Source organism: Pseudomonas sp. BF-B-30 (genome assembly GCF_019956305.1).
GTDB lineage: Bacteria > Pseudomonadota > Gammaproteobacteria > Pseudomonadales > Pseudomonadaceae > Aquipseudomonas > Aquipseudomonas jessenii.
In genome coordinates this window covers 44,301-67,579 of record NZ_JAHBDG010000027.1, presented here as the reverse complement: position 1 = coordinate 67,579, position 23,279 = coordinate 44,301, and the positions used below count along the sequence as shown (strand labels likewise).

The window sequence follows — 23,279 nt, the reverse complement described above, 5'->3', positions numbered from 1 at the left end:
GTCTGGGGGCTGAAGTGACCCGAGGCCTCTCCAGGATGGAGATGGGATTAGGGCTTCGAGCTGGCCTGGCCATTGTCGCTATTGCTCTGCTGTTGGATCGACTGTCACGCGGTGCGTTGCAGCGTCATTCCCCAAGCAAACTTCTTTGAAAGGGCTTCAGTATGAGACGCAGTTTTTTTTGCATTGATTCGCACGCGTGCGGCAACCCGGTTCGGGTTGTAGCGGGCGGAGCACCGCTGATGCCTTCCGTATCAATGGCGGAGCGGCGCGATATTTTTGTGCGTGACCACGACTGGGTACGCACCGCATTGATGTTCGAGCCCCGGGGGCACGACATCATGTCCGGCGTCATCATCTATCCGTCGGTACGTGATGACTGCGATTTCGGTGCATTGTTCATCGAAGTCAGCGGCTGCCTGCCGATGTGTGGTGCGGGCACCATCGGATTATCGACCGTGGTCATTGAAGAGGGCTTGGTGTCACCTCGTGAGCCAGGAAAACTGGCCATTGAAACACCGGCGGGACGGGTCGATGTCGAATACACAATGGGCGGCGAATTTGTTGAGTCGATTCGCTTGTTCAACGTAGCCAGCTACCTGCACAGCGCCGATGTGGTGGTGGAAGTACCTGGCGTTGGAACATTTACGGTGGACATCGCCTACGGCGGGAATTTCTACGCGGTAGTCGAACCACAGGAGTGCTGGACTGGATTCGAAGGGCAGACGACGGCCGACATCGTGGGGTTGAGTCAGAAGCTGCGCGCAGCGCTTTCGGCCATTTGTGACCCTGTGCATCCGGAGAACGGTAGAATCAGCGGTGTTCACCACATTATTTGGTGTGACAAACCACAAAGCAGAACCGTGAATGGACGCTGTGCCGTGTTCTACGGTGATAAAGCCATTGATCGCTCTCCCGGTGGTACCGGTACTTCTGCCCGGATGGCTCAGCTCTTTGGAAAGGGTCGGTTGAACGTCGGCGACGTTTACCGACTTGAAAGTCTGATCGGTACGATTTACGAAGGAAAAGTTGAGGCGCCGGTAAAAGTCGGATCCTTCGACGGCATGAGACCAAGTGTCAGCGGCTGGGCGGAGGTGATAGGTCACAACACTATTTTCGTTGATGACAAAGACCCTCTAGCCCACGGATTCCAGCTCGCATGAACCGTTTGGTCACGGCGCCAGTGGTTGATTCTTCGGATGCGCAGATTCAACTGTGGTTTGCACAAAGGCTGCGTTTGTTAGTGTAAAGAAGCGAGGCGTAAAGTGATCGAACGACGAGATTTCAGCGGGTGTATGAAAGGTAAAAACCTGCGCTATCTGGAAGAGACTCGGAGTGAGCCGAGGGCTCATGCCCGGGCAGGATTTTTACTGCTCGAGCACTTCTCGTTGCCTGCATTTACGCAAGCGCTCGATACGATTGTCACTGCCAACCTGTTGCGTCCTACGTTGTTTTCTTCACGAACCTTCGGGTTGCAGGAGGGAGAGGTCACCAGCGACCTTGGCCTGGTTATTCGACCGGATGCGCGTTTGGACGTCGCAGCACTCAAAGACCTTAATTTGCTGGTCATATGCGGCGGCTACCGCACGGAACTCAAAGTCAATCACGAGCTGATCAGCATCCTTAAAACAGCATCGGAACTTGGTATCACACTGGCCGGGCTGTGGAATGGGGCGTGGTTTTTGGGCGTGTCAGGTTTGCTTGAAGGGTATCGTTGTGCGATTCATCCCGAGCATCGACCCGCGCTCGCAGAAATTTCAAAAGTCACGCATGTCACCAGTGAAGCATTTGTCATGGATCGAGACAGGCTCACGGCTTCGAGTCCGGCGGGTGCTTTTCACATGGCCCTGGAGTGGATCAAGGGATTGCACGGTAAGGCGCTCGTCGAAGGCATCGAAGACATTCTTTCTTTCGAAGAGTCGCGCTATCGGCGTATCAAACCGACGCAGAACATCTCGTTGAGCGCCCCCCTTAAAGAGGTGGTCAAGCTGATGGACGCCAACCTTGAAGAACCGCTGCAAATGGACCAACTGGCGGTCTATGCCGGACGTTCCCGTCGACAAATAGAGCGCTTGTTCAAAGAACAGCTGGGTACAACACCGCAACGGTATTACCTGGAATTACGCATTACCGAAGCACGGCGATTGCTTCAGCACACAGAGCTGTCTCAGGTTGATGTGCTGGTCGCATGCGGCTTTGTTTCACCAAGCCATTTCAGCAAATGCTACAGCTCGTATTTTGGTTACCGGCCTTCGAGAGAAACGCGGCTGGTGAAATAAAAAAGCGGATATTGCTGAAATTTTAAGGAGGAGGGCATGACCGAGTTGCGATTGAAGAGCGACCGAACGAAAAATACTGCGCACTTAACTACGCCCACCGTTGCCGCTGGTCCTGGGGTCGCAAGGCCCCAACTTGGGATCTTCCTATGCCTGCTTTCAATGCTTATCTTTGCGAGCCAGGACGGACTAACCAAGGTGCTTGTCAAAGACTTCCCGGTTGCCCAACTGGTCATGATGCGCTATTGGGTGTTTGTCGTTTTTGCCCTCGGATATGCCGCCTACCAAGGTAGGGGCAAGGAGTCCTTTCGCAGTAAGCACCCTTGGCTCCAAATCATTCGAGCCCTGTTAGCCGTGGGTGAAACCATACTGTTTGCAGTGGGGCTACGATATTTGGGCCTGGCCGAAATGCATGCGCTCTATGCCGTATTTCCGCTGATGGCACTGGCATTGGCGGGGGCCGTGCTTGGGGAGTTCATAGGTTTGCGGCGCTGGATTGCCGCCGCCATAGGGTTCACCGGGACACTGATCATCCTTCGACCAGGCGCGGGGGTTTTTGAACTCGCGGCGCTGATTCCCCTGCTGGCGGCTTTGGCGTTCGCAGTGTTCAACGTACTGACGCGCCGGATTAGCCAGCACGATTCCTTTGCAACGAACATGCTCTTTATGGCGAGTGTGGGTGCCCTGACGGTCACATTTGCGGGGCTGCCCGCATGGGTTTCTCCGACTCCGGTCCAGGGCCTCTTGATGGGGATCCTGTCATTGACGGGGGTAGTTGCTCAGATTCTCTTCATTCAAGCACTGAAATACGCGACCGCTTCTTCCCTGCAGCCTTTCAATTATGCGCTTCTGGTGTTCGCCACTTTGATTGGTGTGATCGTTTTTGCCGAGCGCCCTGATACCTGGGTGGTTATCGGAGCCACGTTGGTGATTATCGGTGGGCTGTATGCGATTAAGGCAAAGGCGTGAACATACCTGAGTGTATGAAGTACTCAATTTGTAGTTAGTTTCCAGGACGAGACACGGCCATAAAAAAGGGCAGCTCAAAGCTGCCCTTTTCCAACCTGCTCCTTAGGCGGCGCTAAACAGCTTGTGCGGATCCATGACGAATTTTTTCGGCACCCCGGCATCGAACTCGTGGTAACCGCGCGGCGCGTCGTCCAAGCTGATCACCTGCACGCCGACGACCTCGGCAATGTTGATCCGGTCCCACATGATCGCCTGCATCAGCTGACGGTTGTACTTCATCGTCGGGGTCTGGCCGGTGTGGAAGCTGTGGGACTTGGCCCAGCCGAGGCCGAAACGGATGTTCAGGCTGCCATGCTTGGCGGCTTTGTTGACCGCGCCCGGGTCTTCGGTGACATACAGACCGGGGATACCGATATTGCCGGCGACCCGCACCACGCCCATCAGCGCGTTGAGCACATCGGCCGGGGCCTCGTGCTGCGCGCCGTCATGGCCGTGGCCACGGGCTTCGAAGCCGACCGCATCGACAGCACAATCGACTTCCGGCTCACCGAGCAGGTTGGCGATTTGCTCGTGCAGCGGAGTGTCCTGGGTCAGGTCGGCGATCTCGAAGCCCTGGGCCTTGGCATGCGCCAGACGCAGCGGATTGACGTCGCCGACTATCACCACCGCCGCACCCAGCAGACGGGCGGAGGCGGCGGCAGCCAGTCCGACCGGACCGGCACCGGCGATATACACTGTGCTGCCAGGGCCGACACCGGCGGTCACCGCGCCGTGGTAGCCGGTCGGCAGGATATCGGAGAGGCAGGTCAGGTCGCGGATTTTCTCCATTGTCTTGTCGCGGTCGGGCAGCTTCAGCAGGTTGAAGTCGGCATACGGCACCAGCACGTATTCGGCCTGGCCGCCGACCCAGTCGCCCATGTCCACATAGCCATAGGCACCGCCGGGGCGCGCCGGGTTGACCGTCAGGCAGACGCCGGTGTGCTGTTCCTTGCAACTGCGACAACGGCCGCAGGCGACGTTGAACGGCACCGAGACCAGGTCACCGATCTGCACGTTTTCCACGTCACGGCCCTTCTCGATTACCTCACCAGTAATTTCATGGCCAAGCACCAGCCCGACCTGGGCCGTGGTCCGACCACGCACCATATGCTGGTCGGAGCCGCAGATATTGGTCGAAACCACGCGCAGGATCACGCCATGGTCAATGCGCTTGCCGCGCGGGTCTTCCATTTTTGGATAGGGGATGGTCTGCACCTCGACCTTGCCTGCGCCGAGATACACGACACCACGATTACCAGACATGCTTTCACCTCGCTTTTGTTGTTGTGAGAACACGGCCCATGTACTGCGAAGGGGCGCGCGGCCTTACAGTGCGGCGGTATATGTCTTGCGTTTGCGCGTGAATGCAGATTGGTTGGAAGTCACCTTCCAACGACGCGTGATTAGCAGTCATCGTATCGATCCTACGCCTGGTATCAGCACTCTGCGAGGGCATTTAGCACCCAATCACCACCAGTTTCAGGACTCTCAACCGCCAGCCTTGCCGGAGGTATGCATCGCTCCGTACCTGATGCGTCTATGATTCAGCCTTGATCTTCTATGAGGACGCAGTACTTACCAACAGGACCAGCGCCTGTATCCCCAGATGTCCACCTGCAGCGCCAGGTGTGAGTTGTATGTTGAGTATCTCTTTCCCCTCAATTTCCATGGATTCAGGGGCTAACCCCGGACGATAGGAGCAAACGCGATGGTTGCGGACTGGACTGGTCAGGTAGCGCTTGTCAGCGGAGCCGGTAGTGAACGAGGAATTGGCATTGCGATTGCGAGGCGTCTGGGCAGCCTGGGCGTGCGGTTGATCGTCACAGGCAGCAGCGCTCGCATCCATGATCGGGTGGAGGAGTTACGTGCCGAAGGATTTGAAGCGCAAGGGCGTGCGGCGGACTTGAGTGAAGAGGATCAAGTCCTTGAACTTACCACTTGGGCGGAATCGGTATGGGGGCGAATCGATATTCTTGTGAACAATGCCGGCATGGCCGCACAGGGTCATCCGGAGCCTTTTACCGATCTAGCGGACATGAGTGTCGATAGTTGGAATCTTTCAATTGCTCGAAATCTGACAACCGCCTTTCTATTGACCCGTGGAATTTTGCCGGGGATGCGTAACAGACACTATGGCCGAATCATCAATGTCAGTTCCACGACTGGCACTCGAGCCGGTAATCCGGGAGAGGCAGCTTATGCCGCGGCAAAAGCCGGAATGGTGGGCATGAACATGAGCCTGGCCCTTGAGGTCGCTCGCTATGGGATCACTGTGAACTCGGTCGCACCTGGCTGGATCGCCACAGGGTCAAGCACTTCAGAGGAAGAGAATGCAGCGAAGTATGTTCCGGTTGGCAGGGCTGGTCGCCCGGAAGAAGTAGCTGCTGCCGTTACGTTTCTGGCCTCACCTGAGTCCAGCTACATTACCGGTGAGTTGCTGGTGATCGATGGTGGCAATTGTCTGATAGAGAACAAAGCACCCAAGTAATGAATGCGTTGCCCGCCGCAAAAATTTGCGGCGGAGGAGAGTAACTGACTCCCTCCGTCGCAATTCAGGCTGATTCGATCAAAACGGCAGTGGCAGTTTCGCCGTGCGCCCCCCATCCACCACGAGCACCTGCCCGGTGATGAAGGCCGATGACTCCGAGGCCAGGAAAACGACTGTCCCGCCAACATCCGCCGGCAATCCGGTACGTCCGACCGGATGAAGGCGCAGGAGTGCATGGCGCGCCGCACGCGGATCAGCTTGAGCGGCGAGGTACGCATCACTCAACTCGGAATTGATCCACCCTGGAGCAATGGCATTGCAGCGGATGCCGTCTCGGCCGAGATCGATTGCCAAGGCTCGGGTCAGCCCATGGATGCCGGCCTTGGAGGCACAGTACGCGGCATGTTCAGGGTTGGCGCCTATCCCTTCGATCGAGCCGATGTTGATGATGCTGCCACCGCCTCGCTGACGCATCTGGGGCACCAACGCTTTGCACAAGAACGCTGGCGCCCGCAGATTGACAGCCATCATGCGATCCCAGTCCTGTTCGGTCATATCATCAATGGATTTCTCGAACATGAACCCGGCGTTGTTAACCAATACATCGATTCCGCCAAGCTGCTCCTGGGCAAACTGTGCAATCAAATTGGGTGACTCCATCGAGGCGAGATCAGCCTCGACGAAATAGACTTGAGGGTGATTTTGCAAGTCGGCGTCCAGTGCCTGGCGCTGAGCGATCAATACAGAAGCTCCCGCCTCAAGCAATTGTTCGGTGATGCCTCGGCCAATCCCTCTGCCGCCCCCGGTCACCACTACATTCTTACCATTGAGCATCGCTACCTCTCCTTAGCCGGACACCGGCTTGGCGCCTGTGACTTCTACCGTTTCGCCGGCGATGTACCTGGCCTCGTCAGACGCCAGAAATGCGATGACATCCGCAATGTCCTCAGGCTCGGCGATACGGCCTAATGGCACGCTCTTGTTCAGTTCTTGCACGGCTTTGTCCGGATCCAGGCCACGACGCTCAAAGCCGCTGCGTATCATCGGGGTGTTGATTTCGTGCGGGCAGACGGCGTTGACGCGGATGCCCAAGGGGGCGCAATCGCGGCCTAGATTTTTGGTTAACGCCGCGACGGCCCCTTTGCTTGTGCAATACGCCACGTGGGCGGGACCTGGATAAATGCCCCAGACAGATGATGTGTTGACGATTGCGGCGCCTGGGCGATTTTTCATGTGCGGTATCGCGGCACGGCAGATGAAGAACACCGCATTCAGGTTTACACCCATGGCGTCAAACCACATGTCGTCAGTGGTTTCCTCAATCGTGCCGCGGGGAATGATGCCCGCATTGTTCAATACGATGTCGATCCCCGAAAAAATATCGACGGCAGTTTGGACAATCGCTTCGCAATATTCTTTTCGGCGTAAATCGCCTGCCACATAGTGCACTTCGGCGCCCAAGTCACGGACTTTGGCGGAAATTGATTTGCAACCGGCTTCATCAAGATCGGACAAAACAAGCTTTGCGCCTTCTCGGGCGAACAATAACGCTAATGCCTGTCCGACACCGCCGGCAGCGCCGGTAATGACCACCACTTTATTATTAAATTTCATATGGCAACCTACCTGGTTGTTTTTTGGCGGAGCCATTATTTAATTTCCATGGATAGAAGCGTCCAGCAACTTTTTTACCGGACCAAGGATAACCTGACGTTATCCAAAATTTCTGAATCGAAAATTTTGAATCGTGCTCAGATCGGTTGGAATGGGGCGAAATGTAGTTTCACTGTCAGCCCATTCTCTGCGGGAGCATTGATCATGGCCATAGCGCACAATCCCGCGGAACGTCAGCTGTTCATAACGTGAAGTAATCATTTATCTATCTAAAATATCATTATAGCCAGGGAGTCTCCACTGCTAAGGTTTTCTATAAGTAGAAAGCTACAAGTTTGCAGTTTACAAACCTCATTGTTTTTGCTGGCAACACTTGGGCCATTGAATGCACAGAGTTTGAGCGCCTAATGAATAAGAATAAAAAACCGCCAGTAAAGTCTTTTGTTTGCACACGCAGCAAACAACCTCTTGGCAAATCCGCCGACTAATAAAAAACCGAAGACAGGTTGTATACCCCCAAATGACTAGGAGAGCCGAATGACGCTTACATTACCCAAGACCATGCACGCTGTGCTTCTGAAGGGGCATGGGGGTACTGAGCAGCTTGAATACCATACAGATGTGCCAGTGCCTCGCCCTGGTGCCGGCGAAGTCTTGATAAAAGTCGGCGCTGCTGGAGTCAATAACACCGACATCAACACGCGTATTGGTTGGTACTCCAAACAAATAACCGGCGACACCAATTCGGGCGGCGCTTCCGGGTTCGCTAAGATCGACACTGAGGACGCATCCTGGTCCGGTGTTCCGCTCAAGTTTCCGCTGATCCAGGGTGCCGATTGCTGCGGACGCATTGTTGCGGTTGGCCAAGGGGTGGACGATTCTCGAGTCGGACAGCGCGTGCTGGTACGCAACATGCTGCGAGCACCGGTTGAGAATCGGCCGTTCGAGTGCTGGACCTACGGTTCGGACTGCAATGGGGCTTTTGCGCAATTTACAGTAGCGCCGGCAGCGGACACCTGGCCGGTGAACAGTGATTGGAGCGATATAGAATTAGCTTCGATTCCATGTGCCTATTCAACCGCCGAACTTTTACTCCAGCGCGCAGCCGTCAGTGGCGCCGACAAAGTACTGATCACCGGTGCAAGCGGCGGTGTGGGATCGGCTGCGGTCCAATTGGCGAAATGCCGCGGTGCCGAGGTGATCGCAATTACCAGCGCAAGCAAGGCGGATCAAATTCTGTCTCTGGGCGCCGATCGCGTAATTCATCGAGACGAAAACCTGGTTGAGGCGCTTGGAGAAAACAGCGTTTCCGTGGTGCTGGACCTGGTGGGTGGGAAAGATTGGCCCGCGCTGTTGCAAGTGCTCAAGCGGGGTGGTCGTTACGCTGTTTCGGGTGCTATCGCCGGCCCAATCGTCGAACTGGATCTACGAACGCTTTACTTGAAAGACCTCACGTTTCATGGCTGCACTTTCCAGGAGGATGCAGTTTTCAATGAGTTGGTCAGTCATATTGAACACGGTCGTATCCGTCCCTTTGTCAGCAACAGTTATCCACTGTCCGACATTGCCAAGGCACAGAATGACTTCATAGAAAAACGTTATGCGGGAAAACTGGTATTGGTGCCACCACAGGAGAGTGTTTGTGAAGATCATTGAAATTGAAGTTTATCAAGTAGATCTGCCATACGCTGGCGGCGTTTATAAGCTGTCGGGCGGCCGTACTTACACAAGTTTTGACTCCACGATAGTGTGTATTCGCACAGATACCGGCCTTGAAGGCTGGGGCGAGTCGACACCCTTCGGCCCGAACTACATTGCAGCGCACGCCCTGGGGGTGAGAGCGGGTATCGCCGAAATGGCAGACATGCTCATCGGCCGGGATCCCCGACAGGTTGATCGAATAAACGATGTCATGGACAGCACCTTGATGGGCCACCTCCATGCAAAAGCTGCAATCGATGTGGCTTGCTGGGACATCCTGGGTAAAGCGGTGGGTATGCCGGTTTGTGAACTGCTGGGCGGTAGTACAGGACTGTCCATGCCGATCATCGACTCGACCTATGCCGGCGATCCTGAAGACATGCGTCGTCGAGTTGCTCAGACTCGAAAGCAAGGATACTTGGGGCATTCGGTGAAGGTCGGCGCAACACCGGAGGAGGGTGGGCCCGCGCTGGATGCCGCGCGCATTGAGGCATCACTTGCAGATGCCCGCCCCGAGGAATACTTCATCGTTGATTGCAACGGTGGCCTGACGGTAGAGCATGCATTGCGCATGTTGAGACTGCTGCCATCCGGGCTGGACTTCGTCCTTGAGGCGCCGTGCGCCACATGGGCTGAGCACATGTCCCTGCGCCAGCGAACCAATGTTCCATTGATCATGGACGAGCTGGCGACGGATGAAGCTTCGGTGACGCAACTGATCAGCGAGAAAGCTGCAGACGGTATTGGTCTGAAAGTTTCCAAACACGGCGGCCTGACCAGAGCCCGACGTCTGCGCGACATGTGCATGACCTCCGGCTTGACGATGAGCGTCCAGGAGACCGCTGGCTCACAGGTAGCGTTCGCTGCGCTGACTCACCTCGGGCAATCAATCCCACACCGAAATCTGCGCTGCGTGCTTGATACGCGCGATATGTACCCTCCGATCACGGCGCACGTCGACATTCCCGTGGTGGATGGACGTATCCGTGCCCCGCAGGCCCCAGGATTGGGCCTCACGATCAATCGGGACGTCATCGGTGAACCCGTAGCGGTATATCGCTGAGTTGATCTACAGCAGCGCGGCGCATGAAGTACTTCGTGCGCCGCGTTTTTTTTATGTGGAATCCGCGTTTTTTTGACCAGTGAATTGATTCGGGTCCATTGATGGCATGCTCACTTGATTTGGCGAACGAGCGTCTCGAAAATGTACGCCTATGTACATACCGTGTACGCCACGGATCCTGCGGTGTACAGTGGAGAAGAATTCTTAAATTGAAGGTGCACCCGAATGTCACAGACAGGAAGGGCGAAAACCAAAGCGCAGGACGCAGGCTGGCGAGGCTCTGTCGATGTTTGGCTGGACGCGGCCTACGATGCTCTTAAAGAGTCGGGTGTGGATGCTGTGCGGGTGATGCCGCTGGCCAAACGCTTGAATTTGTCTCGTACCAGCTTCTACTGGTTCTATGAAGATCGGGAACAGCTGCTCGCGGCACTCCTGGCTCGATGGCGGGATAAGAACACCGGCGGTATGGTCAGCCAATGCGAGAGTTACGCAGAAAGTATTTCCGAAGCGATTCTCAACGTCTTTGAGTGCTGGGTGAACCCTGAGCTGTTCGACTCGCAATTCGAATTTGCCGTGCGCAGTTGGGCGCTGCAATCGGACGAGGTCACAGCTGAAATCGCTTTAGCCGATGAAGCACGGATGAATGCCCTGGCCGCGATGTTCCGACGGTTTGGCTACGACGCAGAGGGGGCCGACGTTCGGGCCAGGACGATCTACCTCACGCAGATCGGCTACATCTCCATGAAAACCAATGAAGATATCGTCGTTCGATTTCGACGGATTCCTCAGTACGTGAGCGTGTTTACCGGCAAAGTACCGAAGCGGCGCGAGCTGGACCGCTTTTATGGAAAGTTCGGCTACGCAGAAAAAGAGCCCGGTGTTTTCGTTCCCTTGGTCGATACATTCGAGGAGTCTCCTGCCGATGGAGAATAGAACCCTGGGCATCATTGGGGGCACCGGCTGGCTCGGGCGTGCAATCGCCGAGGCGCTCCTTGATAGCGGTTTCATCAAGCCTGACCATTTGTTGATCTCGAACCGCTCCGGCGTCAGTACCTTCGAGCCAGGCGTGAGACTGCTGGCCGACAACCAGCAGTTGGTGGACCTCAGCGATATTGTCGTGCTGTCCATCCGGCCGGAGCAGTTTCGTGAACTGCAGATCAACGCCCGCGGCAAGTTGGTGATTTCCCTGATGGCTGGAGTACCGGCGGCAGCCATCAGCGCAGCCACCGGTGCGGATGCAGTGGTGCGGGCCATGCCGAATGCAGTCGTGGAAATCAGGCAGTCGTTCACGCCTTGGTACAGTGCCGGAAACCTTCTAGAGCGCGACCGCAAGTGGGTGCAGCGACTGTTCGAGTGCGTAGGTTCAGCGGACGAAGTGCCTAATGAAGACTGTATCGATTACCTCAGCGCATTGTCCGGGACTGGGCCGGCTTTCCCGGCAATGTTGCAAATGGCACTGACTAATCAGGCGGTGGCTGCGGGAATTCCCCTTGTCATCGCGCAGCGCGCTGCACAAGGCGTAGTAGTGGGGGGTGGCCAGATGCTTGCCAGCCGCGATCCGCGGCAAATGATTGAGTCGTTGATGGCTTACCGTGGCGTGACGGCGGCAGCGCTGCAGTCGATGGCCGATCAGAACATCGAGTCCATTGTGGGGCAGGCAGTGAAGGCAGGCGCTGAGGTTGCGCGGCGGGGAATGTAGCCAGGGCAGGGGATTACAGTGAAGGCCCGCTGAAGGGCCTTCACTGCAGAAGGCGTCAGACGGTTGCGATTATTCGGCCTTGAAGCAATAGACAGCCAGTTTGTTGCCATCAAGGTCCCGAGCGTAAGCGGCATAGGCATTTTCTGCCCAGTTACGCGAACCCGGTTGGCCTTCACAGGTACCACCGGCGGCGAGTGCGGTTTCGTGGAATGCATGTACCGCCGCGCGATTTGGCGCTTCGAAGCTGACAGTCACGCCATTGCCAACGTTGGCAGGATTGCCATTGGCGGGTTTCAGCACGAAGAACGACGGTTTATCCACGCCCCAGATGGAGCCGGATTCATCGAGGTCGGCAACACGGTTGAGACCAATTTCTTTGAGAACGCCATCATAGAAATTCCGTGCTTTGGCGAGGTCATTGGTACCGACAGTGACATGGGTAAAAACAGACATTCTGATTTCCTTTGGGTTGTGATGCGGGTGTGAGCGCTGGCCGATATCACGGCAGTGCCTTGGTCAGAAATGAATGACGGTGCGAATGCTTTGCCCGGCATGCATCAATTCAAAAGCCTTGTTGATGTCTTCAAGGCCAAGGTTATGGGTGATGAAGGTTTCCAGCGGAATTTCGCCGGTGCTCGCTTTTTCAACGTAGCTGGGAAGTTCCGTGCGGCCCTTGACCCCGCCAAACGCGCTGCCGCGCCAGACGCGCCCGGTCACCAGTTGGAAAGGGCGGGTGCTGATTTCCTGGCCTGCGCCGGCGACACCGATGATGATCGATTCACCCCAGCCCTTGTGGCAGCACTCCAGAGCAGCTCGCATCAACTTGACGTTGCCGACGCATTCAAACGAATAGTCCACGCCACCGTCGGTGAGCTCGACAATCACGTCCTGGATGGGCTTGTCATAGTCCTTGGGATTTATGAAATCGGTTGCACCGAGCGATAGGGCGACGTCCCGCTTGGCCGGGTTGATATCAATGGCGATGACTCGCCCGGCGTTGGCCATTTTCGCGCCGATGATGGCCGCTAACCCGATCCCACCGAGCCCGAATATCGCTACGCTCGCCCCGGCCTCGACCTTGGCGGTATTGAGTACGGCACCAATGCCTGTGGTCACGCCACAGCCCAACAAGCACACCTGTTCTAGCGGCGCATCCTTGGGGATTTTGGCCAGGGAGATCTCCGGCAGTACCGTGTACTCGGAAAAGGTCGAGCAACCCATGTAGTGGAACACCGGCTGGCCCTGAAAGGAGAAGCGCGATGTTCCGTCAGGCATCAGGCCCTTGCCCTGTGTCGCTCTGACTGCCTGGCACAGGTTGGTCTTGCCCGACAGACAGAATTTGCATTGCCGGCACTCGGCCGTGTACAGCGGAATCACATGGTCGCCGACCGACAATGACGTAACGCCTTCGCCTATTGACTCGACGATCCCTCCGCCCTCATGACCCAGCACGGCAGGAAAGATCCCCTCGGGATCGTCGCCCGACAGGGTAAAAGCATCCGTGTGGCAGACACCGGTTGCCACGATTCGTACCCGTACTTCACCAGCCTTGGGCGGTGCGACATCGATGTCCACCAACTGTAACGGCTGTCCTGGGCCGAAAGCGACTGCCGCCTTCGATTTAATGGTCATTGCTGACATGGTTTCCCTCTTGTTCATGGCGAGCCTCCGCTCCATCAAGAATGGAGGCTCGGATTCAGATTTCTTTCACCAGGCGCAAAGCATCGTAGATGGCAGCGTGGGTGTTGCGAGCAGACACGGCGTCACCGATCCGGAACAGCTGGAAGCGTCCTTCGGGGTTGGTGACGATGTTCTGTGCCGTGCCGGCGATCAGGTCATGCTGTTCTACCGCGCCGCCATTGGTGGAGAGAGGACGCAATTCGAAGTACAAGTCGTCCAGGGGAAGGGTGCCATGGTTGACGACCACCTGATCGACCACGCGCTGCTTGTGAACCTGTCCGTAATCGCTGCCAAAGGTTGCAACGAGCCCGCCATCACGTTTTTCCACGGTATCGACCCGGTAGGTGACGGTGAAGGTGACCTCCAGGTCCTGCAGGCTGCGCATGTAGGGCACCAGGTTCATGGCCATGACTTCAGGTGCAAACGAGCGGTCAGGGGTGACGATTTCGACTCTCGCACCGCTTTGCGCGATGACCTCGGCAGCCTGCAGGGCGGCATGATCCCCAGCATCGTCGAAGATCAGTACGTTGCGACCGGGCTTGATGTCACCGGAAATGATGTCCCAGGTTGAAACCACGAGTTCGTTACCTTTGCGGAGCACCTCGGTATCCGGCAGGCCGCCGGTCGCAACGATGACCACGTCTGGCTCGAAGGCTTGCACGGTGTCGGCTTCGGCCCAGGTATTGAAGTGAAACTTCACCCCCAGCCGTTCGCATTGCGCCATGCGCCAATCAATGATGCTGATCATCTCACGACGCCGCTCACTCAGCGCAGTCAGACGAATCTGCCCGCCGGGTTGGTCAGCGGCTTCAAGCACCGTCACGTCATGGCCACGCTCACCGGCGACCCGCGCCGCTTCCAGCCCAGCAGGGCCGGTACCGACCACCAGCACCTTGCGCTTGACTGCGGCTTTGGGAATGTCATGAGGCATGGTGGTTTCCCGACCCGTCGCTGCGTTGTGGATGCAGTAGGCCGCGCCGCCCTGGTAGATGCGATCCAGACAGTAGTTGGCGCCCACGCACGGGCGAATGTCTTCTTCGCGCCTCTCGATGATTTTGCGCACGATGTGCGGATCGGTCATGTGCGCGCGAGTCATGCCCACCATGTCCACTTTGCCCGAGGCGATCGCGTAGCGCGCGGTGGCGACATCGGGAATCTTCGCTGCGTGGAAGGTCGGGAAGCCAGTTGAGGAGCGGATCTCGCCAGCGAAGTCGAGATGGGGCGAGTTGCGCATACCCTGAATCGGGATGACATCAGTCAGGCCGGCATCCGTATCAATGTGACCGCGCACTACGTTCAGGAAGTCGACCAGTCCGCTGTCCTTGAGCATGTGAGAAACCTGCATGCCCTCACTGGCAGTAAAGCCACCGGGCAATTCTTCATCACCGGTGTAGCGAACCCCAAGCAGGAAATCTTCGCCGACCCGCTGGCGGATGCCACGCAGGATGTCGAAGGTAAAGCGCATGCGGTTTTCCAGCGACCCGCCGTAAGGGCCGTCGAGGTCATTGGTCAACGGCGACCAGAACTGGTCCATCAAATGCCCGTAAGCTTGAAGCTCCAGGCCATCGAGACCTGCTGCCTTCATGCGCTCCGCAGCATCTACATAGTCCTTGATGATCCGCTCGATGTCCCATTCCTCCATTTTCTTCGGGAAGGAGCGGTGTGAAGCCTCCCGCCGATGTGATGGCGACACCACCGGTAACCAGTCGGCCTTGTCCCAGCGGGTGCGACGGCCCAGGTGAGTCAACTGGATCATCACAGCCGCGCCATGTTCGTGGCATTCATCGGTCAGGTCCTTCAACCATCCGACTACTTCGTCCTTGTAGGCGAGCACATTGTTGAACACCGGCGGGCTGTCTCGGGATACGGCAGCGGAACCGGCAGTCATGGTCAGGGCGACACCGGCTTTGGCGCGCTCCACGTGGTAGGCGCGGTAGAGATCCTTGGGCATGCCGTCCACAGGGTAGGCCGGTTCATGGGAGGTGGTCATGATCCGGTTTCTGAGGGTCAGATTCTTGATTTTATAGGGTTGCAGCAAGGGATCGCTGGACATCGTGGTGCGCTCCAAAGTGGGCTTCATCAGACTCGGTGACTTAAAATTAGGATAAATGTACACCTATGTCAACGATCTATGACACAGGTGTACATTTTGCTTGCGTGCCAAAAAAACCAGGATTAACATCCGTCAAAACAAGGACGAGTGTGGCTCGTCCGCGTCTGTCATCCATTTAGAAAGGAGAGAAGCGTGACTGAGTTATTTGATGTTCGTTTGGCCAGCAAACAAACTGCGTTCACTGAAATCCCGGTCATAGATATTTCGCCACTCATAAACGGCGAAAATCCGCTGCGGGTGGCAAGCCAGATAGGTGAAGCGTGCGAAAAAGTGGGTTTTTTTTATATAAAAAACCATGGCGTTTCGCAGCAACTGATAGATGAGATGTACAGGCTCACCAAACTTTTTTTCAAGCTTCCATCCGAGGAGAAGAACACACTTAACATCGTGAACTCCGGGCTTACGCTACGTGGTTACATCCCGATGTATGCGGAAAACGTAGACCCTGCTAATACGCGCGACTTCAAAGAGTGCTTTGATTACGGAGCCCATTACGATGAGGTTTCTCCGTTTTTTGGCCCTAATCAAATGCCATCCGGACTGCCGCAATTCGAAACGGTTGCCGAGGCTTATCATTCAGCTGTATTGGCGCTTGCGAGAATGCTCATCGGCGGCATCGCGCTGAGTCTGGACTTGCCGCAAAATTATTTTGAACAACGCCAACGCAAACCCATCACTATTCAGCGAGTTTTGCGTTATCCGCCTCAGACAGGAAAGGTCTCCCTGGAAGAGATCGGTATTGGTGCTCACACGGATTACGGCTTCCTGACAGTCCTGTCTCAAGACACAGTTGGCGGTTTACAAGTCAAGAACCGGGCAGGGGAGTGGGTTACCGCCCCACCCGTTGAAGGCACTTTTATCGTCAACATTGGTGATCTAGTTCAAACCCTCACCAACGATCGCTACACATCGACAATGCATCGCGTCATAAATACTAGCGGTCTAGAGCGCTATTCAATACCTTTCTTTATTGATTTGGATTTTGATGCGGTTGTTGAGCCTGTGCCAACCTGCGTGAGTGAGGCTTTACCCGCAAAGTATGAAGCGTACACTTGTGGCAAACACAAATTTAAGCGTTTCGTTGATAGCTATGCGCATCTGAAAGGCGAATAGGGAGTTTTCTATGTGCATCCTATACATGGCCGACCCCGCCGATGCGCAGAAATGGCGAGATTGCCTGTCAACGCTCGCCCCTGAACTAGAGTTCCGCCAATGGCCTGATATCGGTGACCCGGCAGAGGTGCATTACATCCTGGCTTGGGAGCCTCTTGCCAAACTTTCGGAGCAGTTTGGTAATCTTCGGCTCATCTACGCTGCCGGGGCTGGAGTTGATCAGTTCGATTTGGCTAGTTTGCCTGCTCACGTGTCGCTAATACGGCTGGTAGACAGCTCGATGGCTGACATCATGGCTGAGTATGTTCTGTTTGGTGTTCTTGCCTTGCATCGAAACATCCTTGCTTACCAAGAGGATCAGCGAAGTGCTCGCTGGCAACCTCGACCAATCGTGCATGCTTCACAGCGGCGTGTTGGTGTCATGGGGGTTGGCAATCTCGGACGTGCCGCGCTTGATCGCCTTCAGCCATCGGGATTTCAGCTCAGTGGCTGGAATCGTTCTTCGAAGGAGGTGCCAGGTGGTCGCTGTTACGTCGGCCCGGACGAATTAGAGGAGTTTTTAGGGCAGTGCGACATCCTTGTGAACATGTTGCCGCTGACACCCGAAACAGACCGGATACTCAATGGAGCAAGGCTCGATTGTCTCCCTCATGGCGCTGGACTGATTAACGTGGGACGTGGCGCCCACGTTGTAGAAGCGGATCTGCTTTCTGCGTTGGATGAAGGCCGTCTTGGAGGTGCCGTACTGGATGTTTTGGTACAAGAGCCTCCCACTCAAGACAACCCACTCTGGAAACACCCTCAAGTGCTCCTGACCCCACATATTGCAAGCGATGTGCAGATTGAAGGTAGTGTGGCTGTGATTGTTGAGAATCTCCGAAGAGAGTGTGAGGGAGTGCCTCTCTTGAATGTAGTTGATCGGTCTAAAGGCTATTAGATGTTCCGCCTGCGACAGCACCATGCTGATAGCGGCCTGACTGGCGTAGGCCAAATCTGCCTACTTTTCCTCTAATCGAGGGGGATCTTTTCGATCTGAGTCAATTGCTGGCCTTTGAGCGGGGTGAGGAGGAGATCACCGTGTACAAGAATGCGGGTGGTGCGCACCTGGACCTGATTGTCAGCTTGTTTGTGATAGGGCGTTTGGATGAGCTTAAGTTGTATAGATGGCGGCTATCATGGTTGGTTATCGAGCCCTTTGAATGTCCGCTTGTGGCCCTGGGTGTGTAAAAACGGTCAAGAACTCACCGCTTTCGATCATCGATGTTCGTTGACTGAGCGAATGCGCAGTCAACGCCGCGGGTCGCATTAGTCGTGACCTGGAACACGTCAAAGCTGTTTTTACAGCTTCTGGGATGGGCAAAAACCTGCCTTTTTAGGCTGACAGCACCTTCATTAAACGGTAATGCACCGGAAAAAATCAGACATCGGTGGAAATATCGGAAACGGGCTTTGGAGTCTTGTCATCAACATTTCGCAGCTCTAATGAAACTTAACTCAGTGTAGTTCACGGTGGAGTTGGTTCGGGCTGCTTTCGTTGCCTATGAATGGTGAGCCACTCGACACCGATGACAGCCGAAGCGGACGGTACAGCGGTGCGGAAAACAGGATAATTACTAGCATGGATTTCTCAGAATTACTTCCGGGTAGTACGTGGAGCTCAGGACTTAGGCGGGGATCTGCTTCAATACATCGTTTAACATAATATACATTACACGTAATGAGATATGCCCAGATTGGCCCAGACTCTCACAGATCTTGAAGCAAGCTCATCCTCGCGTCAGCCTTTCGATCAATGCCCAATGCTCAGGAAACTGCTGACCGAGCTTTTGCCGGTCACCCATTTCCATATCCGCGAAATCAAAGCCTGGCGTAACCGCTTCACTGATCAAGCCGAATCCTGCTGCACCGTGCATCACCTGCGAAGCTTTCCAGATGCCACCGGGCACATGCAGTTGCAAGCATTGTCCGGCGAGAACGTCGTGACCCATCACAATGGTTTTCAATGTGCCGTCCGGAAAAATCAGCGTGTACTGAATCGGATCGCCCAGATGATAGTAATGAACGATGTCTGACCGGTTCAGATGGAAATGACCTATTGGAGCGTCCTGGGTCAGCAGATAGAAAATCGACGTCATGCAATGCCGTTGGCCAGCGGACGTCAGAATCATGTTCTGGTCGTCCGACTGGTAGGTTCTGCGAAAGAAACCACCTTCGATATGGGGATCAAGGGCCAGGGTTTTGATCAGCTCTGCAATTTTCGTGGTGCTTGGATTCATTTTGTCTCCCTGCCTTTAAATCGCAACGTTATTGGCATAATCGAAGCATTTGCCAACATAACTCGACTAAATAGTGCTTTAGTCGAGTTAGCCTTCATGCTGATCCTGCCCCCCCTCCAGTGTCTGACCTTTTGTGTATCACAGTGTATCGGCGTGACACCTCGATACACAGACTTTCATCCGGCCCGCAATTGGACACAGGCCAGATACGTTGCCGCGCTTGAATACACGTAAGGTTTGAAGGGGTTCGGACGGAACCCCTGACCCACGGCTGGTAATGGAGACATCCCATGAAGATGGCACTGCGCAACAGCAAATCCGGCAAGACTCGCCGCCACCTGGTCGGCCCTTCGATCCTCGCGCTGACGCTGTTCGGCGTGCTCGGTGCGGCCCACGCGCAAACGGCCGCCACCGCGCAGCCAGCCGTGGTCCCTGCCGGTACCACCCAGGCGGCGCCCTCGCCCTTCGGCCCGCTCAAGCATGTCAACGCCGGGCTGCTGGACGTGGCGTACGCAGAAACAGGCCCGGCCAACGGGCCGGTGGTGATCCTGCTGCACGGCTGGCCGTACGACATTCATAGCTATGATGAGGTTGCGCCGTTGCTGGCCGCCAAGGGTTATCGGGTGCTGATGCCGTATGCCCGGGGTTATGGCGATACGCATTTCCTGTCCGACAAAACCCTGCGCAATGGCCAACCGGCTGCACTGGCCAGTGATGTCATCGACTTCATGGATGCCCTGAAGATCAAGCAAGCGGTGCTCGGTGGCTACGACTGGGGTGCGCGTTCGGCCGGCATTGTCTCGGCACTGTGGCCGGAACGGGTCAAGGCGCTGGTTTCGGTCAGCGGTTATTTGATCGGCAACCAGGCGGCCGGCAAGAACCCGCTGCCACCCAAGGCGGAATTGCAGTGGTGGTATCAGTTCTACTTCGCCACTGACCGTGGTCGCGCCGGTTACGAGAAGAACACCCATGACTTCGCCAAGCTGATCTGGCAACTGGCCTCGCCGAAATGGGCGTTCGATGACGCCACCTTCGACCGCAGTGCCAAGGCGCTGGACAACCCCGACCATGTCGACATCACCGTGTTCAACTACCGCTGGCGCCTGGGCCTGGTCCAGGGCGAAAGTCGGTACGAAGCGTTGGAGCAGAAACTGGCCACGGCGCCGTCCATCAGCGTGCCGACCATCACCCTTGAAGGCGATGCCAACGGCGCACCGCACCCGGCACCTGAAGACTATGCCAAGCGCTTCACCGGCAAATACGAGTTCCGGTTGATCAATGGTGGCATCGGCCACAATCTGCCGCAGGAAGATCCGCAGGCGTTCGCCAAGGCGGTGATTGATGCCGATCATCTTTGAGGTCGATCTGAGGCCCTCGCGCCTGCGCTGAACAGCACTGGGGTAAAGGATGAGCTATCTTGAGAGCGAATCACCTGCATTCGGTGACTGCCGACAAGTAAGGACGCTTCATGAATCGTTTACCCCGGTGTCATGCCCTCCTCGCCTTGACTTTCGCCAGTACGGTCACAACCGCAGCCCTGTTGAGTACGCCGGGTTACGCAGCGCAAGTCACTGTTGCCGCTCCGGTCGCCAGCCCTGTCTCAGGCCCTGTCGCCGGCACCAAAGTAACCGAACCGTATGTGCGCATGATGGCGCGCGAGGCGTATTTCTGGGCCTGGCCGATGGCCAATATCTTCAATCGTCGCCAGGCCTTCAAGAACTTGCCGGAACCCGGCTTGATGGGCGGCATCGTACCCGTGGCCCCGATCAATCGGCTGTCGATGCTCAGCGACTACATCGACCCGGCCGAGCGGCTGGTGGCCTGTCAGAACCAGGACGTGGTGTACGGCGCCGGCAGCATCGCCCTGGACATTGAGCCGGTGGTGCTGCAAGTGCCGGACTTCGACGGCCGATTCTGGGTGTATCAGGTGGTGGACCTGCGTTCGGACAGCTTCGTCGAGATGGGCAAAATGTATAACACCCAACCGGGTTTCTACCTGTTGGTCGGCCCGGACTGGAACGGCAAGGTGCCGCCCGGCATCAAGCGGGTGTACCGGGCGCGTACGAACACCGGGTTCGTGATCCCTCGGGTATTTCAGGACGATACCGCCGCCGATCGTCAGGCTGTGCAACCCGCATTGTCGGGCATCGACATGTACCCGCTGTCGCAATACGACGGCAAGATGAAGAAGCGCAACTGGGCCAGGCTGCCGAAATTCCCGGCCCAGGCTTCTGAAGGCAATGCCGAAACCAGGTGGGTGGTGCCGGAGAAGTTCTTCGATGAGCTGCCGGCCCTGCTCAAGGACGCCAAGCCATTGCCGGGGGAAGAAGCCCGCTACGCGCAAATGGCCGCCCTCGCGGCTATCGCCAAGGCCGACCCGCAACTTCGCGCCGCGATGATCGACGAGGCGAAAAAGGCCGACAGCGAAGTGATCGACCCGCTGTTGCAGTTCCGCAACTACGGTCTGCAATTGCCCAATCACTGGAGCACCGTGAGCAACGGTGCAGCGTTCGGCACCGACTATTTCACCCGTACCGCCGTCGCGCGTTCGAACATATTCGTGAACCAGCAGAAAGAGACCAAATACTTCTACCAGGACCTGGATGAGAACGGCCTGCGCCTCAACGGCCGGTACGGCTACAGCGTCACGTTCGCCAAAGGCAAGCTGCCGCCAGTCAGGGGGTTCTGGTCGCTGACGCTGTACAACGAACAGCACTTCTTCTCGCCGAACGAGCTCAAGCGTTACTCCATCGGCACCAAGAACAAATCCCTGCAAACCAATCCTGACGGCTCGCTGACCATCTACGTGCAAAGTGAATCACCGGGCAAGGACAAGGAAAGCAACTGGCTGCCCTCGCCCAAAGGTGCCGAATTCTCGCTGTACATCCGCGCCTACTGGCCGCAAGCCGATGTCCTCGACGGTGACTGGACCCCACCGGCGGTGGTGAAAACCAAATGAACAGGATCTGAAAAAATGAGCGTCCGGGTGGCGCTCATTTCATTTTGGCGGCATGGAAACCCCCTAAACCCTGTTGGAGCGAGCCTGCTCGCGATGGCAGAGTGTCAGCCGATATCAATGTTGGACGTGCCGGCCTCATCGCGAGCAAGCTCGCTCCCACAGGTTTCAGTGACGCCCACAAATGCTTGTCACACCACAAAACAAAGGTGGGAGCGAGCTCGCTCGCGATGGCGGAGTGTCAGCCAGTATCAATGCTGGATGTGCCGGCCTTATCGCGAGCAAGCTCGCTCCCACAGGACACGATGGCTGGCTTCGCGCTCCGCCGGTTTACGCCAAGACACGACTTTTTGCTACGAGTAATGGATCTCACTCAAGTCGATCGACACCAGCAACGCCTCCTTGTTGACCTGCCCATCGATCTTGCGTCGATAGGCTCGCCGCTTGCCCGGCATGCGCAATCCGTCGGCTTCGACGTAGTCACCAACCAGTTGGGTTGCGGGCATGCCGCCGCTCACATCGACGTTGTAGTCGTGGCGGCGCAGCAGAAAGTCATCGCCGAAATAGAAGTCCTGGATGGTGCTGTGGGTTGCGATGCTGTCGGGAAAATGCACCCGCAAATGCCGCCAGAGTTCGGCCCCCTCTTGCAGGGGCTCGATTTCCTCGCAGGTTACTCCCGGCAAGGTGAACAGGAAGGGCATGGTCAGGTAGGACCACATCGCATAGCCGTTGAAGTAGGCCCGGTGCAACGGGTCCCACGCCGTGTGTTCCCCATGGCCCTTGAAGGATGCCCGGGGCGCATGGCGCTCGGCAATCACCTTGCCCGCGGTATTCTCGATAGCGATTCGGTTCGGCGTATAGGCCGTGAATTGCTCCGGTGCGCCGAAGGGTTTCACCGAGGCTCTTTGTTCATGCAGCCACGCGGTCATCTGGCGTGGCGCGCTGTCCTGGGTCAACCCTTTCATGCCCCAGAGCGAGCCGCCGGTGACGATCGTGGCGCAGACCTTATTGAAACTGTTCCAGCGCATCAGGCCGCCATGGGCGGCAAGCACCTGGTCCAGCAGTTCTCGATCCTGTGCAGACATGATTGCGTCCCCTCCTCGGCCGGCAGCGCTTGCCTCATTACCAGAATAATCGATAGCCGACCGCTTGCAGGGCCGTGCCGATGGACAGCCCAATTGGGGGTTCTAGCCACTTTGCGCACCAGGTATCAAAGACAGCACACCGATTCAATACTCCCGACCCGATCTACGTGACCATGACCACCTCACTCCCCCCAAGTAAGGACAGTGTCA

The 23,279-nt window shown here is 56.5% G+C and carries 20 protein-coding genes and 1 pseudogene; 13 read left to right on the top strand and 8 right to left on the bottom strand.

What is annotated here, in order from left to right:
• From KGB29_RS15720 to KGB29_RS15705, 4 genes and pseudogenes are all read left to right on the top strand, one after another.
• Nucleotides 1-149, top strand: a pseudogene (locus KGB29_RS15720) (proline/glycine betaine ABC transporter permease); the annotation flags it as partial.
• 12 nt (nucleotides 150-161) lie between these two features.
• Nucleotides 162-1,160: a 4-hydroxyproline epimerase gene (locus tag KGB29_RS15715; protein ID WP_150813140.1), complete on the top strand. Its 999-nt coding sequence runs from the start codon at nucleotides 162-164 to the stop codon at nucleotides 1,158-1,160.
• A gap of 102 nt (nucleotides 1,161-1,262) precedes the next feature.
• The gene (locus tag KGB29_RS15710; protein WP_191625411.1) at nucleotides 1,263-2,276 is read left to right on the top strand and encodes a GlxA family transcriptional regulator; all 1,014 of its coding nucleotides are present in this window, start codon (nucleotides 1,263-1,265) and stop codon (nucleotides 2,274-2,276) included.
• A 36-nt stretch (nucleotides 2,277-2,312) separates the two neighbouring features.
• A complete protein-coding gene (locus KGB29_RS15705) occupies nucleotides 2,313-3,242 on the top strand; it encodes a DMT family transporter (RefSeq protein ID WP_150813139.1) in 930 nt (309 codons plus the stop codon).
• A gap of 102 nt (nucleotides 3,243-3,344) precedes the next feature.
• On the opposite strand, the gene fdhA is transcribed toward KGB29_RS15705, so the two are convergent.
• Complete coding sequence (gene fdhA, locus KGB29_RS15700) at nucleotides 3,345-4,544, bottom strand: formaldehyde dehydrogenase, glutathione-independent (protein WP_150813138.1); 1,200 nt, start codon at nucleotides 4,542-4,544, stop codon at nucleotides 3,345-3,347.
• Between the two features lie 445 nt (nucleotides 4,545-4,989).
• Here fdhA and KGB29_RS15695 point away from each other — a divergent pair, with 445 nt between their 5' ends.
• Nucleotides 4,990-5,769, top strand: coding sequence for an SDR family NAD(P)-dependent oxidoreductase (locus KGB29_RS15695; RefSeq protein WP_150813137.1), 780 nt, complete (start codon nucleotides 4,990-4,992; stop codon nucleotides 5,767-5,769).
• Nucleotides 5,770-5,847: 78 nt separating this feature from the next.
• On the opposite strand, the gene KGB29_RS15690 is transcribed toward KGB29_RS15695, so the two are convergent.
• Together KGB29_RS15690 and KGB29_RS15685 are read right to left on the bottom strand one after the other, a co-directional pair.
• The gene (locus KGB29_RS15690; protein ID WP_150813136.1) at nucleotides 5,848-6,603 is read right to left on the bottom strand and encodes an SDR family NAD(P)-dependent oxidoreductase; all 756 of its coding nucleotides are present in this window, start codon (nucleotides 6,601-6,603) and stop codon (nucleotides 5,848-5,850) included.
• A 12-nt stretch (nucleotides 6,604-6,615) separates the two neighbouring features.
• Nucleotides 6,616-7,419, bottom strand: a complete 804-nt coding sequence (locus KGB29_RS15685; protein WP_223508083.1) for an SDR family NAD(P)-dependent oxidoreductase — start codon at nucleotides 7,417-7,419, stop codon at nucleotides 6,616-6,618.
• A 501-nt stretch (nucleotides 7,420-7,920) separates the two neighbouring features.
• On the opposite strand from KGB29_RS15685, the gene KGB29_RS15680 reads away from it, so the two are divergent.
• From KGB29_RS15680 to KGB29_RS15665, 4 genes are all read left to right on the top strand, one after another.
• Nucleotides 7,921-9,039, top strand: coding sequence for an alcohol dehydrogenase family protein (locus KGB29_RS15680; protein WP_223508082.1), 1,119 nt, complete (start codon nucleotides 7,921-7,923; stop codon nucleotides 9,037-9,039).
• Nucleotides 9,026-10,147 carry a mandelate racemase/muconate lactonizing enzyme family protein gene (locus KGB29_RS15675; protein ID WP_191625410.1) on the top strand — a complete coding sequence of 374 codons (1,122 nt, stop codon included), beginning with the start codon at nucleotides 9,026-9,028 and terminating at the stop codon, nucleotides 10,145-10,147. The genes KGB29_RS15680 and KGB29_RS15675 overlap by 14 nt, the downstream gene beginning before the upstream one ends.
• Nucleotides 10,148-10,372: 225 nt before the next feature.
• On the top strand, nucleotides 10,373-11,080 hold the full coding sequence (locus KGB29_RS15670; RefSeq protein ID WP_150813134.1) for a TetR/AcrR family transcriptional regulator: 708 nt from the start codon (nucleotides 10,373-10,375) through the stop codon (nucleotides 11,078-11,080).
• The gene (locus tag KGB29_RS15665; RefSeq protein ID WP_150813133.1) at nucleotides 11,070-11,846 is read left to right on the top strand and encodes a pyrroline-5-carboxylate reductase family protein; all 777 of its coding nucleotides are present in this window, start codon (nucleotides 11,070-11,072) and stop codon (nucleotides 11,844-11,846) included. The genes KGB29_RS15670 and KGB29_RS15665 overlap by 11 nt, the downstream gene beginning before the upstream one ends.
• 69 nt (nucleotides 11,847-11,915) lie before the next feature.
• On the opposite strand, the gene KGB29_RS15660 is transcribed toward KGB29_RS15665, so the two are convergent.
• The 3 genes from KGB29_RS15660 to KGB29_RS15650 form a co-directional block, all read right to left on the bottom strand.
• Entirely contained in the window at nucleotides 11,916-12,299 is a 384-nt protein-coding gene (locus tag KGB29_RS15660; protein ID WP_150813132.1) for a VOC family protein, read from the bottom strand.
• Nucleotides 12,300-12,362: 63 nt separating this feature from the next.
• Nucleotides 12,363-13,478 carry an S-(hydroxymethyl)glutathione dehydrogenase/class III alcohol dehydrogenase gene (locus tag KGB29_RS15655; RefSeq protein ID WP_150813131.1) on the bottom strand — a complete coding sequence of 372 codons (1,116 nt, stop codon included), beginning with the start codon at nucleotides 13,476-13,478 and terminating at the stop codon, nucleotides 12,363-12,365.
• Nucleotides 13,479-13,542: 64 nt separating this feature from the next.
• Nucleotides 13,543-15,579 carry an NADH:flavin oxidoreductase gene (locus tag KGB29_RS15650; RefSeq protein ID WP_150813247.1) on the bottom strand — a complete coding sequence of 679 codons (2,037 nt, stop codon included), beginning with the start codon at nucleotides 15,577-15,579 and terminating at the stop codon, nucleotides 13,543-13,545.
• 192 nt (nucleotides 15,580-15,771) lie between these two features.
• Here KGB29_RS15650 and KGB29_RS15645 point away from each other — a divergent pair, with 192 nt between their 5' ends.
• Nucleotides 15,772-16,752: an isopenicillin N synthase family dioxygenase gene (locus KGB29_RS15645; RefSeq protein ID WP_150813130.1), complete on the top strand. Its 981-nt coding sequence runs from the start codon at nucleotides 15,772-15,774 to the stop codon at nucleotides 16,750-16,752.
• 25 nt (nucleotides 16,753-16,777) lie between these two features.
• On the top strand, nucleotides 16,778-17,689 hold the full coding sequence (locus tag KGB29_RS15640; RefSeq protein ID WP_223508081.1) for a 2-hydroxyacid dehydrogenase: 912 nt from the start codon (nucleotides 16,778-16,780) through the stop codon (nucleotides 17,687-17,689).
• 829 nt (nucleotides 17,690-18,518) lie between these two features.
• Here the strand turns inward: KGB29_RS15640 and KGB29_RS15635 are convergent.
• On the bottom strand, nucleotides 18,519-19,028 hold the full coding sequence (locus tag KGB29_RS15635; protein WP_150813020.1) for a cupin domain-containing protein: 510 nt from the start codon (nucleotides 19,026-19,028) through the stop codon (nucleotides 18,519-18,521).
• 290 nt (nucleotides 19,029-19,318) lie between these two features.
• Between KGB29_RS15635 and KGB29_RS15630 the strand changes: the two genes are divergently transcribed.
• Together KGB29_RS15630 and KGB29_RS15625 are read left to right on the top strand one after the other, a co-directional pair.
• Nucleotides 19,319-20,386: an alpha/beta fold hydrolase gene (locus KGB29_RS15630; RefSeq protein WP_150813019.1), complete on the top strand. Its 1,068-nt coding sequence runs from the start codon at nucleotides 19,319-19,321 to the stop codon at nucleotides 20,384-20,386.
• 110 nt (nucleotides 20,387-20,496) lie between these two features.
• The gene (locus KGB29_RS15625; protein ID WP_150813018.1) at nucleotides 20,497-21,987 is read left to right on the top strand and encodes a DUF1254 domain-containing protein; all 1,491 of its coding nucleotides are present in this window, start codon (nucleotides 20,497-20,499) and stop codon (nucleotides 21,985-21,987) included.
• A gap of 350 nt (nucleotides 21,988-22,337) precedes the next feature.
• Here the strand turns inward: KGB29_RS15625 and KGB29_RS15620 are convergent, their stop codons facing one another.
• On the bottom strand, nucleotides 22,338-23,069 hold the full coding sequence (locus KGB29_RS15620) for a hypothetical protein (RefSeq protein WP_150813015.1): 732 nt from the start codon (nucleotides 23,067-23,069) through the stop codon (nucleotides 22,338-22,340).
• Nucleotides 23,070-23,279: the final 210 nt, after the last annotated feature.